Source organism: Actinacidiphila yeochonensis CN732 (genome assembly GCF_000745345.1).
GTDB lineage: Bacteria > Actinomycetota > Actinomycetes > Streptomycetales > Streptomycetaceae > Actinacidiphila > Actinacidiphila yeochonensis.
In genome coordinates this window covers 109,029-122,816 of the sequence record NZ_JQNR01000004.1, presented here as the reverse complement: position 1 = coordinate 122,816, position 13,788 = coordinate 109,029, and the positions used below count along the sequence as shown (strand labels likewise).

The window sequence follows — 13,788 nt, the reverse complement described above, 5'->3', positions numbered from 1 at the left end:
ACTATGTGCCGCATGGCCCGTCCCCGCAACCCCCTCCTCAGCCGCGAGCGCATCGTGGCCACGGCCCTCGCCCTGATCGACGAGGAGGGACTGGGCGCACTCTCCACCCGGCGACTCGCCGCACGACTCGGCGTGAGCGGCCCCTCCCTCTACAACCACTTCGCCACCAAGGAGGCGATCCTCGACGCCGCGGCCGACTCCGTCGTCGCCCAGGTCGACGTGTCGATGTTCCAGGACGGCACGCACGACTGGCGTTCGGCGCTGCTGGCCTGGGGCCGCTCCTACCGCGCCGCCCTGACCGGACACCCCAACTTCGTGCCCTACCTCGCCGTCGGCCCAGGACTGCGGCCGGCCGGCCTGCGGATGGCCGACGCCGTCTTCGGCGCCATGGTCGAGGCCGGCTGGCCGCCGGCCCAGGCCACCCGGATCGGCGCCCTGATGCGGTACTTCGTCACCGGCTCCGCCCTCGGCTCCTTCGCGGGCGGCTTCGTCGGCGACCCCGACGCGTACGACCCGGCCGACTATCCCCACCTCGGCCAGGCCCACCTGCTGGCCGAGCATCGCGAACACGTCGACGCGAGCGCCTTCGAGACCGGCCTGCGGGCCCTGGTGGACGGTCTCGCCCTCCAGTTCAAGTGAGCCGACAAGGTGACGCGGCGGGGTGTTCTGGTGACAGGATGCCACCATGTCGGAACACGAACCCTCCAGCCCGTTCGTCCAGGTCAACTACCGCAAGTACGACGGTTCCCTGCACTGGAACCTGCGCATGCGCCGCCTCGGCGAGGACGAACACGGTGTCTGGCTCGGCCTTCCCGCCTCCAGCGTCATGCGCAAGGGCCACGACCACGAGGTGCCGATAGCCGAAGCCCACGTGGTGCTCTTCCCACGTGACGCCTGGTGGACGGCGTCCTTCAACGCCCCGCCGCGCTCCACGGAGATCTACTGCGACATCACCACACCTCCTCTCTGGCCCTCCTCCGCCGAGGTGACCATGGTCGACCTCGACCTCGATGTCCTGCGCAAACGCGGCTCCGCCACGCCGCTCCTCGTCGACGAGGACGAGTTCGCCGAGCACCAGGCCCACTACGGCTATCCCGCCGACGTCATCCGCTCCGCCGAGGAGTCCGCGCGATGGCTGATGCACGCTGTCGCCGAACGCACCGGTCCCTTCGACGGCAGGCATCTGGGCTGGCTGGCCATGGTCGGGTAGGCAGCACCGCCTGTGGTCGCTCCGGGAAGCGACGGGCTCCCCTTGGCGGGTTCCCCTCGGCGGACTCCTCCGCTCCCGCACCCCCATCCAGCGGGAGGCTCGGCACTCCCTCCGGACCGCCACCGGGTTTGGCGCCCCGTGGCGTTCTTGCCGCCCTGCCGAAGGGCCGCCGATGCCTGCACCCTGGCACGACCATGTCCCCGTCGTGGTGAGCGCCCTCCTCGGTCGGAGCCGTTGCGGTGCCCGACCCGGGTGAGGCCGCGCCGGGGCGGTCCGACGGGAGCCACGGTGGTGCCGTCCGGCCCGGAACGCGTGCCCCCGTCGGACGGCCTTCCGCCCGGACCCTCCTGCCGGCCTTGGGCCCCGGGGCGAGGACGCGCCCCGCCGGTCAGGCCTCAGAACTCGACCAGCGCCCGCCCGCCCCGCCCTTGCGTCATCGCCTCGAAGGCGCCAGGTATGCCTTCGAGACCGATCCGGTCGGTCACCAGCGCGGAGAGGTCGATCCGGCCCTCACGCACGTGCTCGGCGAGCAGCGGAAGGTCCTGGGACGGATCGCAGTTGCCGTACACGCACCCGGACAGGGTGCGGCCGAAGTAGAAGAGCTCCAGTGCCGAGAAGGACACCTTCTCGTCCTGCCCGCCGATGCCGACCACGGTGGTCCGTCCGCCCCGCCGGGTCGACGACCAGGCGGTTCTGATCGTGGCCGCCCGGCCCACGCATTCGACGGCGACATCCACCCCGTACCCGCCGGTGAGTCGGCGGACCTGCTTTGCCGTGTCCTCACCCGCGACAAGGAAGTCCGTAGCGCCCGCCGCCACCGCCAGCTCCTCCTTCCCCGGCGCCACGTCCACGGCGATCACCTGGCCCGCGCCGGCGATCCCTGCGGACTGGAGCACCGCGAGTCCCACGCCACCCACCCCGTAGACCGCGACCGACTCACCCTCACGCACCCGGGCCGAATGGTGCACCGCACCGTAGCCGGTGAGCACCGCGCACCCGAGCAGGGCGGCGTCCGCCAGCGGCACCCCCTCGGGCAGCGGCAGGACGGCGTTGGCGGCCACGACCGTCTCCTCCGCGAACACCGCCGTCCCCAGCCCCGGGTAGAGGGCGCTCCCGTCGGCCGTCAGAGTCGCGTAGGGTTCTGCCGCCGCAGTGCCCGCACGGGCGCACAGCCACGGCTCGCCGAGCCCGCAGAAGTGACAGCGGCCGCACGAGGGAGCCCAGTTGAGCACCACCGCGTCTCCTGGGACGACGTGGGCCACCCCCTCACCCACGTCCACGACGGTGCCCGCCCCCTCGTGGCCCAGCACGGCCGGCACCGGCTGGCGGAGTGTCCCGTTGGACAAGGACAGGTCGGAGTGGCACACCCCCGCCGCCGCCAGTCGTACCCGCACCTGCCCCGGGCCGGTGTCGGGGAGTTCGATGTCGGCGACGGTCAACGGCGCGCCGACAGCGGGCAGGACAGCTGCGCGAACCACGGTCATCTCCTCTCGTCGTTTCGCCTTCCGGCGGCTGTGTCCCTGTGTCGTGGTGACGTGGAGCCCCGACTCCGACCAGCGCCGGTCGACGGCTCCCGCGGTGCCCTTCGGGCACTGTCTGTCGGCCTCTCCGCGAGCCCGTTCCCGGGGCTCGGCGCGTCTCTGCCGCGCTCCGGCACGTACCCCCGCGGGGGCGGCCGGCCCGCGGACCACTGCCGCCGGCATGACGTCAGAACTGGAGTGACTTCGTCTGCAGGTACTCGGCCAGGCCGTGCGGTCCGAGCTCCCGGCCGACCCCCGACTGCTTGTACCCGCCGAAGGGCGCCAACGGGTTGAAGCGCCCGCCGTTGATGTCCACCTGGCCGGTGTCCATGCGCCGGGCGAAGGCGACGGCCTGTTCCTGGTCGGCACCCCACACCGCTCCGGCCAGTCCGTAGACGGTGCCGTTGGCGATGCGCAGTGCGTCCTCCTCGTCCTGATACGGGATGAGGGCCAGCACCGGGCCGAAGATCTCCTCCTGGGCGATCGTCATTTCGGGCCGCACGTCCGCGAAGACCGTCGGGCGCACGTAATAGCCGGACGCCAGCCCCTCCGGCGCCTCCGGACCGCCCGCGACGACCCGCGCGCCCTCCTCGACGCCCTTGCGTATGTAGCCGCGAACCCGCTCACGCTGCTCGGCGCTGACGAGAGGGCCCAGCCGCTCCCCGGGCACGTACTTCTCCGCCGCCGCCGCGGCCAGCTCGACCGCCTGCTCGTAGCGGGCGGCATCGACCAGCATCCGCGTCCAGGCGCTGCAGGTCTGGCCGGAGTTGGCGAAGACGTTGGCCGCTCCCACGTTCACCGCGCGCGCCAGGTCGGCGCCCGGCAGGATCACGTTGGCCGACTTGCCGCCGAGCTCCAGGGCCACGCGCTTCACCGCACCGCCGGCCGCCGCGCCGATCTGCCGCCCGACCGCGGTGGACCCGGTGAAGGAGACCATGTCGACCCCGGGGTGCTCCGCGAGCGCCCGGCCCGCCACCGGTCCGACTCCGGTGACCAGGTTGAACACCCCCGCCGGCACTCCCGCCTCGTCCAGGATCCGGGCGAAGAGCTGTGCGACCAGAGGCGTGTCCTCGGCGGGTTTGAGCACCACGGAGCAGCCGGCCGCGAGCGCCGGAGCCACTTTGGCGACCACCTGGTGGAGGGGGTAGTTCCACGGCGTGATCGCGCCCACCACCCCGACCGGCTCGTGGAGCACCGTCGAAGATCCGATCCGCTCCTCGAAGGCGTGCCCGCGCGCCAGCTCGGCATAGGAGCCGAGCACGGCCGTCGGCAGGTCGGCGTGGACGGCGGCGGCGAACGCGGGCGGCGCCCCCAGCTCCGCGGTGACCGTGGCGGCGATCTCCTCGCGCTGTCCGGCCATCAGCTCCGCCGCCGCTTCGAGCACGGAAGCGCGCCTCGCCGGCGCGGTGGCCGCCCATCCGGGCAGCGCCGCCCGAGCCGCCTGGACCGCGGCGTCCACATCCCGCGCGTCACCGGCCGGCACCCGCGCGATGACCTGTTCAGTCGCCGGATCGACGACCTCGATCCGCTCCGCGGCCGCCGCCGTCCGCCATGCGCCGTTGATGTAGAGGCCGTCGCGCCCCTCGTGGAAGCGGGCCGAGCCGCCCGCCGTTTCCGTCCTGCCGTCCACGGTCTCGCCTTCCAGGATCGTCGCTCTGGATTCAGAGCCAAACTAGCGTCGATAGTTTTTTCTGGCCAGTACTCCCCCATGACGACACCGCTCAGGCACGGCGGCGTCGCGATACGGGGATGCGACGCCCGGCGCAATCGGAGCCATCACTCCACCACCGCGGCAATGCGGGCGCGGAGGGGCTCCACTCGTCATCAGATACCCGCTCGCGCGGGGCAAGGGGCGGGATTCCCGCCCGTGATCCGGTGTCCGAAACGACGTTACCCGGCACCACCGACACCGACGCCTCGAAAACGCGTTCATTATTCGAGCACGGTGGCCAGATAGGCTCTGACCAGCTCTTTTACTTCGCCAATCACGCGCGAATCACCCGTTGGAGTGGTACGGAAAGCGAGTTGCAGCACCGCGTCGGCGGCTTCCACCGCGACGACGAAGGCCAGCCGCACCCGTGCGTCGACGGGATCGGCGGGGAGGCGGTCGCCGAGCAGCAGCGGCAGCCGGTCGGCAAGATCGTGGTTGGACTCACCGGGGACGCCGAAGTCCACGAGTGCGAAGCCGGGAGCGGTGCGCTTCATCGCGGTGTACTCCTCGACGAGGACATCGACGGCGCCCCGCCAGTCCTCCCCCGAAGCCGGCTCGGCGAGGCGCGCCACCGCTCTGTCGAGGAAGTCGTCGAGGTTGCGGCGGGCCAGCGCGTCGGTCATCGCGCGCTTGTCGGCGAAGAAGCGGTAGACCGAGCCGATCGGCACGCCGGCCCGGGCGGCCACGCCCCGCGTGCTCAGCTTCTCGTAGCCGCCCTCGTCCAACTCCCGCGCGCAGGCGTCGAGGATGCGGGCCAGACGCTCGGCGCTGCGCCGCTGCACGGGGACACACCGCAGGACCGCGTCCGCTCCGCCGTCAGCCGGACCCGCCATCCGCTCACCCCCGTACGCCGGCTCCGGAAAGCCGACGCGTCCAGCCCGTCGATGGCCGCCGCCGCAGGCTCCGGTGCGGTCCGGCGACCCGGTCCCCCCGCGCGGCCGGCAGCGGTCCGGAACCGGATGGGCGCCTCCCGGCCCGAAGCGGCGGCCCCGGTCCGCGGCGCGGCCACCGCCGTCCGCCTCCCGCCGCCGGCGCCTGCCTCGGCTCCCGGACGCGGCTCGCCGACCACCCTAGTGCCGTAGCGGGCCGAGGCCGGTCCTCTTTCCCCACGCGGCACCCCGTCAGGGCCGCCGCTCCAGAGGGCGGGAGCGTGGGACCCGAACGAACCCGCCGTCCACAGCGGCCCACCGGGGGTTGCCGTGGTGAATCCTGTGCTGAACCATAGGAATCACCACGGCGACGACGCGGGGAGCGGACATGGACGTCAGCAGCAGCGGCCGGGAGGACGGGAAGGGCATCGCCTACCAACCGGGGTTCGGCAACCAGCACAGCTCGGAGGCCGTGCCGGGCGCCCTGCCCATCGGGCGCAACTCCCCCCAGCGGGCCCCCTTCGGCCTGTACAGCGAGCAGCTCAGCGGCACGGCGTTCACCGAGCCGCGGGCCCGCAACCGGAGGACGTGGCTCTACCGCATCCGTCCGTCGGCCGCCCACCCGCCCTTCACCCGGATCGGGAACAGGGCACTGCGCAGCGGGCCGTTCCGCGAGGTGGAGCCCGACCCCAACCGGCTGCGCTGGGGGCCGCTCCCCTCGCCCCTGGAGCCGACCGACTTCGTCCAGGGCCTGGTCACCGCGGGCGGCAACGGCGATGTCCTGCGCCGTGAGGGCATCGGCATCCACTGGTACGCGGCCAACCGCTCCATGGCCGGCCGGGTCTTCTCCTCCTCGGACGGGGAGCTCCTGATCGTGCCCCAGGAAGGGGCCCTCCTGTTGCGGACCGAACTCGGAGTGCTGGAAGCCGGCCCGGGTGAGGTGGCGCTGGTGCCACGGGGGGTGCGTTTCCGTGTGGAGCTGCCGCAGGGGCCCGTCCGGGGCTACGTGTGTGAGAACTACGGCCAGCCCTTCCAGTTGCCGGACCTCGGGCCGATCGGCGCCAACGGGCTGGCGAACGCGAGGGACTTCCTCGCACCCGTCGCCGCCTTCGAGGACCACCAGGAACCCACCGAGGTGGTCAACAAGTTCGGTGGCAACCTCTGGGCCGCCGTGTACGACCATTCCCCGCTCGACGTGGTCGCCTGGCACGGCAACCACGTCCCCTACGTCTATGACCTGCGTCGCTTCAACGTGATCGGGTCGATCAGCTTCGACCACCCCGACCCGTCGGTCTTCACCGTCCTCACCTCGCCCTCCGACACCCCTGGGCTGGCCGGCGTCGACTTCGTCGTGTTCGCGCCGCGCTGGCTGGTCGGCGAGGACACCTTCCGGCCTCCGTACTTCCACCGCAACGTGATGTCGGAGTTCATGGGCCTGCTGGAGGGGGCCTACGACGCGAAGGCGGAGGGCTTCGTTCCCGGTGGCGCCTCGCTGCACAACATGATGTCGGCGCACGGGCCGGACCGGGCCACGTTCGAGCGGGCCAGCGGTGCCGACCTGCGCCCTCAGAAGGTCGACGACGGACTGGCGTTCATGTTCGAGACCCGCTGGCCCGTGGTGCCCACCGCCTACGCCCTGGAGGCCCCGCACCGCCAGGAGGGGTACGACGCGGTCTGGGAGGGGCTCGGGAGAGACTTCCGGCCGTGACCGCCTTCACCCCCGACTCCCTGGTGCTCAACCGGAAGCTCCCGCTCTGGTACCAGGTCTCGCAGTCCCTGCGCGCCTCGATACTGGGCCGCCGACCCGACGCTCCGCTGCGGCTGCCCACCGAGGAGGCGCTCGCCGTCCACTACGGCGTCAGTGTGCTGACACTGCGCCAGGCGCTCAAGGAGCTGGAGGAGGAGGGGCTGATCGCCCGCCACCGCCGGCGCGGCACGTTCATCGAGCCGACGGCCCGGCGCCCGGCCCCGGTGCGGCTGCTCGGCTCGGTGGACGCCATCGTCGCCCAGCAGTCCGGCGAGCGCACCACGGTGCTCGGGCACGGCCCGGCGCCGCTGCCGCCGGAGGTGGCCGAGCACTTCCCCGGCCTGAGCGAGGCCGTCTGCTTCCGGCGGCTGCGCCACGATCCCTGCGGTGAACCGACGAACTGGGCGGAGAACTTCGTCCACCCCGATCTCGCGGACCGGGTCGACCCCGCCGATCTGGAACGGTGGCCCATGACGAAGGTGCTCCGAGACGTCCTGGGCGTGCGGATCAGCCGCATCACCGACACCGTGGAGGCGCGGCTCTCCACCCCCGACACGGCCCGGCTCCTGGGCGTGCCGCTGCTCAGCCCGATACTGCACTACACGGGCGTCACCTACGACGACGCCGGACGGGCGGTGGACGTGGTCCGCATCCACTACCGCGGCGACCGGTTCTCGTTCACCGTGACCATGGAAGCGCCCTGACCCCGCCGGTACACCCGGTGCCGGCCGGACCCGGTTCCCGTGCGCCGCTCCCACCGCTCTGCCCGGCCTCGTTCACGGCGTCTCCCCCCCCAGCGTCAACCCCGCTACCGCCGCTGGCGCGCATACCGCCGAGCTGCGTCCAGGACCTTCGCGCCGCGTCAGCCAGGAGTCCCCGCAGGTCCACGACGAGAGCTCCCGGCCGCCCCGCGTTCCGGGCCCCGGACGCAGCCGCCGGGAAGCCCTGAACAGTCCGATACCGGGCAGCCCTCGCCCGCCACGGCACTAGCATGCTTCCAGTGAGCGACGACGCGCCCCTGCTCCAGGACCTGATGCCGTGGTCGGTCCGCCCGATGCGGGTCGGCCGAGGCTGGCCGATGGCGCCCGAACCCGCCTGCCTGCGCGCCCGGTGGGCGCTGTTCACCGCTGAGACCGACCCCGGGGCGCGGGCTTCGCTCCTGCACCCCACGCGCGCCCGCGGGCTGCACACGCCGGTCACCCAACTGCCCGGCCACCGCACCCCGACCAGGGCCCTCGCCGTGGAGGACGGCCCCTGCCCGGAGCCGGTGCGCATCCAGCACGGGCCGTACGACCAGCAGTGGCTGATACCCGACCACCGCCTCATCGACGCCGCCCGGCCGGAGCTGTGGCGTGTCGCCGACGGCCGGCAGGTCTTCGCGATCGAACAGCCCCCGCTGCCCGGCGCCGCCGAGGCACCGCTCGCCTTCTCGTCCCTGCTCCCCGACGGACGCTCCCCGGCGGGCAGGGCCACCCTGATCCGGCCGCTGTACCGCCGCCCCGCCGGCCGCGACCCGAACCTGGCACCGGGCCTGACCGACTGGCTCGCCGACCGGGTGGGCGCCGACGTCACCCCTGACGCCCTGCTGGCCTGGGTGGCGGCGGCCGCACGGCCGGACAGCCGCGGCTGCGCCGTCCCTCTCCCCCGCTCCGCGGAGTTGTGGCGGGAGGGGGTCGAACTGGGCCGCAGGTCGCTGTGGCTGCACACCCGTGGCACGCGCTGCGTCGACCCGCTGGCCGAGCGGCCGTCCGGCCCGATCCGTCCACCGGGCGGCAGCCGCCCCTACGTCCGCGCCGCCCTGCCGGAGGCGCCCGAGGCGGACGGTCTGGGCTACGACGCCCGGGAACGGGTCCTGCGGATCGGCTCGGGCCTGCTCTCCCCCGTTCCCGAGGCCGCCTGGGAGCTGACCGCGGGCGGTGTACGCGTTCTTGAGGCGTGGTACGCCCGGCGCACCGCCGTCGGTGCTCCTGGTTCCCTGGAGGCCCGGAGGCCGCCGGCGTGGACCCGTGCCACCACCTCCGAGCTGCTGGAGCTCATCGGTGTGCTGACCCTGCTGGCGGAGCTCCGCGGGGAGGTGCGGGACTTCGCCGGTCGGCTGGCCGCGGCGGACGGTGCGGGAGCCGTCGGGGCCGCGGCCCTGCGGAGGGCCGGAGTGCTTCCGGTACCGGTGGGCAGGCGTCGGCCGGCCTTGGTGCTGGAGCACCGGGAGGAGGGCCCCGACGGTCAGTTCGCCCTGCTGTGAGCACCACGGAGCGAACGGGGCGCGACGGAACGCGACAGGGCACAACGGAACGCGACGGTCGCTGGGGAGGACGACCGTCGCCACCGTGGTGACCGGCACCGCCGGAAGAGGTGTACCGGGGAGGTCAGCCCCCGTTGCCGAAGAGGGAGCGGCTCAGCCGGCGCAGCGGTGCGAACAGGGAGACGCGGGCACCCCTGTTGGCCTGGGTGTGGACGGTGTTGCGTGAGGTGATCTCACGCATGAGCACAGCGGCTTCCTCGGTCTCCCGCTGAGGCAGCGCGGGACCGGCCAGGACGGACAGATGCCGGTCCAGACGTGCGCTGGACGCGCTGGTACCGCAGTTGATGGCAGGCACTCTCGGCCTGCTGTGCATCGCTATCTGTTCCATGGTTCTCCCCACCCTGTCGAGGGCACCCGCCTCGGGCAGATTAACCCTATCGCTCCGCCGCGTCACGTGCGCATCCCCTGGTTGCCCTTATCTCCCGATTCACCTTCCGCACAAGGGGGTTGGCCAAGAACGCCAGTACGGACCACTGACCGGGCGTCATGCGGCGTCGGTGAAGGCCCGCAGATAGCCCCCGGACTGCCCGGTCGCCGTCGGGTGGTAGGACGCCGAGGGCGGGAGTGTCACGCTGTGCAGCCACGGGCTGTTCGAGCACAGCTCGTGCTTGGCGAACCGTCCGCGTACGTCCGCGAAGGCGAAGCCGTGGCCTGCGGCGCGTTTGGCGATCACTCCGTCCAGATCGTCCGCCGCGGAGTCGAGTGCGCGGCGGACGGTGTCGCTCAGGCCCAGCAGACAGGTGCCCGGCACGGCGTACAGGCGCGGGTACCCGAGCGCCACCACCCGGGCCTTCGGGGCGCGGCTCCTGATGGCGGTGTAGGTGGTGTCGAGCAGCCCCGGAAGGCGGTTCCGGATGAAGGTCCGCGCCCGGGCGATGCGGTCCTCGCAGGCGTTCGTGGAAGAGGTCAGGCAGGCCGTCATGACGTCGCCGAACCCCGCGTCGTTGCCGCCGACGCTGATGCTGACCAGGCCGGTCGACCGGCTCAGCGGCCCGAGCTGGCGGTGGACCACGTCGGTGGTGGTGGCGCTGGCGCAGGCGGTGAAGGCGAAGGAGGCGGGCTTGTGGGCCTTGGCCCACAGGGACGGGTAGGCCTTGCTGCTTCGGTCGCACGTGCCGCTGGAGGCTTCGTAGCTCCCGGCGCCGAGACCGGAGGAGTAGGAGTCGCCGAGCGCGACGTATCCGGTGCCCGCGGCGCGGGCGGGGGACGCGCCCACGGCGGCGAGGACGCAGGCGAGAAGGAACGCGACCGCAGCCGATGCGCGCCTGTGCATTTCGGTGACCTCCTTGACGGTTCCCCACGGCCCCGGAGACTTCGCCCGGCGGGAGAGGGGTGGTGCGGCGCTGTTCCGCACGTGTGAGTGAGCAGTCGTCAGGGCCGTCACCGGCTGGAGATGTTGGCCCTGTTCAGGTCATATCCGGACGCGCGTACGGCAAATCAACCCTTTCGTGGGGTTTACGGTGGCGGACACGTACGTTCTCCGGTGAAAAAGTGGTGGGCTGATCCGGGCGCATGCCGGACCATGGCGGCATGTCCACCGCACCCCGGACTCCGAGGAGGCTCGTGCCGCCCACCGTCCCCGCATCCGCCCCGCACGAGGGGACCGACCCGCCCGCCGACGGCGGCGCGGGCACCCCCGGGTCCTCCGACCCGGCACGGGCGCTGCCGCTCCACATGGCCCTGGACGACGGCGATTCCCCCGCAGACGTGGTGGACGCCCTCTTCCTCGGCAGGTTCGCCTCCGGTGAGCAGCCGTACTCCTGCGGCGCGACCGTGGAGAAGGTACGGTCCGGCCTGACGCTGCTGCCTCCGGGGGCCCTGGTGCTGCGCCAGGCCCGCAAGGGCACCCGCAGCGCGGTCCTGGCCGAGGGCGAGGGGTGGACGATCCTGGTCTCGCGATGGAGCGCCGGAGCCGACGTGACCGTGATCGCGACCTCCGACGAACTCGCCGAGCACGTCCTCACGTCAGCGGTCCAGGACGCGGAGGACGAGCCGAAGCCGCAGCCGGACAGCGTCCCCATGGGCTTCTGGTACGTCTCACCCCGCAGAGGCGCGCACCGCATCACCCGCAAGATCTCGGCGGCCCCGTGGGAGGAACTGCGCGCCAACTACACGGCGCCGGTGGCCGAGGCGTTGGACAGCCTGATGAAGATGACGGCCGACGACGTCACCGGTCGGCTGCTGCTCCTCCACGGCCCGCCGGGCACCGGCAAGACCTCGGCGCTGCGCACCCTGGCCCGCGCGTGGCAGGAGTGGTGCCGGGTGGACTGCGTGCTGGACCCGGAGCAGTTGTTCAGCGATGTCGGGTACCTCATGGACGTCGCCGTCGGGGAGAGCGACGAGGACGGCGAGCGCTGGCGTCTGCTGATGCTGGAGGACTGCGACGAGCTGATCCGGGGCGAGGCCAAACACCAGACCGGCCAGTCCCTGTCCCGCCTGCTCAACCTCACCGACGGCCTGCTCGGGCAGGGCCGCAACGTCCTGGTCGGCATCACCACCAACGAGGACCTGGAGCGCATGCACCCGGCGGTGGTGCGGCCCGGACGCTGCCTGGCCCGTATCGAGGTCGGCCGGCTCAGCCGGGACGAGGCCGCGCGGTGGCTGGGCACCAGTGAGGGCATCGATCGCGAGGGCGCGACTCTCGCGGAGCTCTACGCCCTGCGCCGCGGCGCCTTCCCGGCCCTGCCGGTGCCCTCCCGGCCGACGGACGGCCTGTACCTGTAGCCCGTCCCGGCCGTCTCCCGGGGAGGTCCGGGAGACGGCCGGGGAGGTCCGGGAGACGGCCGGGGCCGTCAGGCGTCCCGGGCCTCGCGGTAGCCGGCCCGCAGTGCCTCCTCCACGGCGGCGCGTGCGGCGTCCCGGTCCAGACCGAGGCGGCGGACGCGCTCCACGTAGGCCGACGCCGCCGCGGCAACCTCCCTGGCGTGGGCGTCACCCGCCGCGATGTAGGTGCCGTGCCGTCCGCGGGTCTCGATCACCCCGTCCGCCTCCAGGGCGCGGTACGCCTTGGCGACGGTGTTCGCCGCGAGCCCCAGCTCCTCGGCCAGGCCCCGCACGGTGGGCAGCTTGTAGTGCACGGGGAGCTCTCCCGTGCGCGCCCTCTCGGCGATCTGGGCGCGCAGTTGCTCGTAGGGCGGGGCTGTCGCGCCCGGATCGACGGTGATCTTCAGGCTCATGGCCTGGATACTGGCACAGCGGACGGCCCCAGTGGCACCGCGCGGTCCGGTCCGCCGGAGGCGTACGCGATGGTGTCCTCCGGCTCGTGGAGGTGGAGCAGGAAGCGGTGCCCGGCCCGGTAGGCGCCGATGCCCGCCCGGCAGTAGGCGACCATGTCGTCGGGCAGGGCGTCGAGCGGACACCACCGGAGTTCCGAGCATCTGTCCGGCTCGCGGTTGACCGGCTCGGGGTCGCCGGGGTCGTGCCGGGCGGTGAAGAACCAGCCGACGCGCGCCGTCCCGCCCGGGGCCCGGTGCTGCATGACCAGCACCGCCTCCAGCCGATCGGGGTCGAGATCGATCCCGATCTCCTCGCGGGCCTCGCGGATCATCCCGCTCCTGACGTCCTCGCCCTCCTCCAGGTGGCCGGAGGGGGCGTCCAGCAGCCCGTCGGCGTATCCGGTGCCGGTGCGGCGGGCGAGCAGCACCTCCTCGCCCCGCAGCAGCAGGAGGTGCACGTCGACGATCTCGGTGTGCCGACCCGCTGGGCGGGCCGCGGGGCGGATCACCGCCGCGTACCGCTCGTCGTCGACCGCGCGGCCCCACAGCCCGGGGTCGCCGCCCAGCTGTTCGACGAGGAGCGAGCCGCCGAGAGGGGCGGCGAGTTCGGCGAGGGCCGTGGCGGCTATGCCGACGGGGCTGAGGGAGTTCCACCGCCCTTCCACCAGGACGAGCCGGCCGCCCGGCCGCAGCAGGCCGGCCCAGTGGCGCAGGACGGCGGCCGGATCGGGCAGGGCCCACAGCACGTGCCGCACCAGGACGACGTCGAAGGAGCCCGCAGGCACGGGCGGGCGGGCGGCGTCGGCCACGAGAACGCGCGCCGGCGTGCCGGACAGCTTGGCCCGGGCCAGCGCGGCCATACGCGGTGAGCGGTCGAGCGCGGTGACGCGGTGCCCTGCCTCTGCCGCGAGCAGCGCGAGACTGCCGGTGCCGCATCCGAGGTCGAGCACGTCACTGGCTTCCGAAGGCAGCCACGTGCGCAACCGGGCCGCCCACGCCTGCCGCACCCGCGGGTCGCGCAGGCCGTGGTCGGGCTCCTCGTCGAACCGCTCGGCCCGGGCGTCCCAGTAGTCCGCGCTCTGTGTGGTGTCGTCCATGGGAACAGCCTGGCATCCCCCTGTGACACCCCCGGGATCCGCTCGTCAGACGGGGCGGACCGGGCCCGCAGACGCCCGGGCCTACCTGACGGGACCGGGAGCAGGTCGGCCGGTGGC

At 73.1% G+C, this 13,788-nt stretch carries 13 protein-coding genes; 6 read left to right on the top strand and 7 right to left on the bottom strand.

Going from position 1 to position 13,788, the window contains the following annotated elements; translation table 11 throughout:
- The first annotated feature begins 12 nt into the window (after positions 1 to 12).
- Both BS72_RS07415 and BS72_RS07410 read left to right on the top strand, forming a co-directional pair.
- Positions 13 to 639, top strand: coding sequence for a TetR/AcrR family transcriptional regulator (locus BS72_RS07415; protein WP_037908118.1), 627 nt, complete (start codon positions 13 to 15; stop codon positions 637 to 639).
- Between the two features lie 46 nt (positions 640 to 685).
- Positions 686 to 1,210, top strand: a complete 525-nt coding sequence (locus BS72_RS07410) for a DUF402 domain-containing protein (protein ID WP_037908115.1) — start codon at positions 686 to 688, stop codon at positions 1,208 to 1,210.
- 395 nt (positions 1,211 to 1,605) lie between these two features.
- On the opposite strand, the gene BS72_RS07405 is transcribed toward BS72_RS07410, so the two are convergent.
- From BS72_RS07405 to BS72_RS07395, 3 genes are all read right to left on the bottom strand, one after another.
- Complete coding sequence (locus BS72_RS07405) at positions 1,606 to 2,688, bottom strand: zinc-binding dehydrogenase (RefSeq protein ID WP_037909420.1); 1,083 nt, start codon at positions 2,686 to 2,688, stop codon at positions 1,606 to 1,608.
- Positions 2,689 to 2,917: 229 nt separating this feature from the next.
- Positions 2,918 to 4,360 carry an aldehyde dehydrogenase family protein gene (locus tag BS72_RS07400; protein WP_051950793.1) on the bottom strand — a complete coding sequence of 481 codons (1,443 nt, stop codon included), beginning with the start codon at positions 4,358 to 4,360 and terminating at the stop codon, positions 2,918 to 2,920.
- Positions 4,361 to 4,662: 302 nt separating this feature from the next.
- Positions 4,663 to 5,274 (bottom strand): TetR family transcriptional regulator, encoded by a 612-nt coding sequence (locus BS72_RS07395; protein ID WP_051950792.1) that lies wholly within the window; start codon positions 5,272 to 5,274, stop codon positions 4,663 to 4,665.
- A gap of 424 nt (positions 5,275 to 5,698) precedes the next feature.
- Between BS72_RS07395 and hmgA the strand changes: the two genes are divergently transcribed.
- From hmgA to BS72_RS07380, 3 genes are all read left to right on the top strand, one after another.
- The gene (gene hmgA / locus BS72_RS07390; protein WP_037908109.1) at positions 5,699 to 7,018 is read left to right on the top strand and encodes a homogentisate 1,2-dioxygenase; all 1,320 of its coding nucleotides are present in this window, start codon (positions 5,699 to 5,701) and stop codon (positions 7,016 to 7,018) included.
- A complete protein-coding gene (locus BS72_RS07385) occupies positions 7,015 to 7,761 on the top strand; it encodes a GntR family transcriptional regulator (protein ID WP_051950791.1) in 747 nt (248 codons plus the stop codon). Before hmgA ends, BS72_RS07385 begins: the two co-directional genes overlap by 4 nt.
- Before the next feature lie 287 nt (positions 7,762 to 8,048).
- The gene (locus BS72_RS07380; RefSeq protein ID WP_037908101.1) at positions 8,049 to 9,299 is read left to right on the top strand and encodes a type ISP restriction/modification enzyme; all 1,251 of its coding nucleotides are present in this window, start codon (positions 8,049 to 8,051) and stop codon (positions 9,297 to 9,299) included.
- 124 nt (positions 9,300 to 9,423) lie between these two features.
- Here the strand turns inward: BS72_RS07380 and BS72_RS07375 are convergent, their stop codons facing one another.
- Both BS72_RS07375 and BS72_RS07370 read right to left on the bottom strand, forming a co-directional pair.
- The gene (locus tag BS72_RS07375; protein WP_078901125.1) at positions 9,424 to 9,687 is read right to left on the bottom strand and encodes a hypothetical protein; all 264 of its coding nucleotides are present in this window, start codon (positions 9,685 to 9,687) and stop codon (positions 9,424 to 9,426) included.
- A 156-nt stretch (positions 9,688 to 9,843) separates the two neighbouring features.
- Entirely contained in the window at positions 9,844 to 10,632 is a 789-nt protein-coding gene (locus BS72_RS07370) for an SGNH/GDSL hydrolase family protein (protein WP_037908096.1), read from the bottom strand.
- A 257-nt stretch (positions 10,633 to 10,889) separates the two neighbouring features.
- Here BS72_RS07370 and BS72_RS07365 point away from each other — a divergent pair, with 257 nt between their 5' ends.
- Positions 10,890 to 12,083, top strand: coding sequence for a DUF5925 domain-containing protein (locus BS72_RS07365; protein ID WP_078901124.1), 1,194 nt, complete (start codon positions 10,890 to 10,892; stop codon positions 12,081 to 12,083).
- A 68-nt stretch (positions 12,084 to 12,151) separates the two neighbouring features.
- Here BS72_RS07365 and BS72_RS07360 read toward each other — a convergent pair whose 3' ends face one another.
- On the bottom strand, positions 12,152 to 12,535 hold the full coding sequence (locus tag BS72_RS07360) for a GntR family transcriptional regulator (protein ID WP_037908089.1): 384 nt from the start codon (positions 12,533 to 12,535) through the stop codon (positions 12,152 to 12,154).
- The gene (locus BS72_RS07355) at positions 12,532 to 13,671 is read right to left on the bottom strand and encodes a methyltransferase domain-containing protein (protein ID WP_037908088.1); all 1,140 of its coding nucleotides are present in this window, start codon (positions 13,669 to 13,671) and stop codon (positions 12,532 to 12,534) included. The genes BS72_RS07360 and BS72_RS07355 overlap by 4 nt, the downstream gene beginning before the upstream one ends.
- Between the last annotated feature and the right edge of the window lie 117 nt (positions 13,672 to 13,788).

Coding starts and splice junctions, on each gene's coding strand:
- BS72_RS07415 (WP_037908118.1), top strand. CDS start 13: ATGGCCCGTCCCCGCAACCCCCTCCTCAGCCGCGAGCGCATCGTGGCC.
- BS72_RS07410 (WP_037908115.1), top strand. CDS start 686: ATGTCGGAACACGAACCCTCCAGCCCGTTCGTCCAGGTCAACTACCGC.
- BS72_RS07395 (WP_051950792.1), bottom strand. CDS start 5,274: ATGGCGGGTCCGGCTGACGGCGGAGCGGACGCGGTCCTGCGGTGTGTC.
- hmgA (WP_037908109.1), top strand. CDS start 5,699: ATGGACGTCAGCAGCAGCGGCCGGGAGGACGGGAAGGGCATCGCCTAC.
- BS72_RS07380 (WP_037908101.1), top strand. CDS start 8,049: ATGCTTCCAGTGAGCGACGACGCGCCCCTGCTCCAGGACCTGATGCCG.
- BS72_RS07375 (WP_078901125.1), bottom strand. CDS start 9,687: ATGGAACAGATAGCGATGCACAGCAGGCCGAGAGTGCCTGCCATCAAC.
- BS72_RS07370 (WP_037908096.1), bottom strand. CDS start 10,632: ATGCACAGGCGCGCATCGGCTGCGGTCGCGTTCCTTCTCGCCTGCGTC.
- BS72_RS07365 (WP_078901124.1), top strand. CDS start 10,890: ATGTCCACCGCACCCCGGACTCCGAGGAGGCTCGTGCCGCCCACCGTC.
- BS72_RS07360 (WP_037908089.1), bottom strand. CDS start 12,535: ATGAGCCTGAAGATCACCGTCGATCCGGGCGCGACAGCCCCGCCCTAC.
- BS72_RS07355 (WP_037908088.1), bottom strand. CDS start 13,671: ATGGACGACACCACACAGAGCGCGGACTACTGGGACGCCCGGGCCGAG.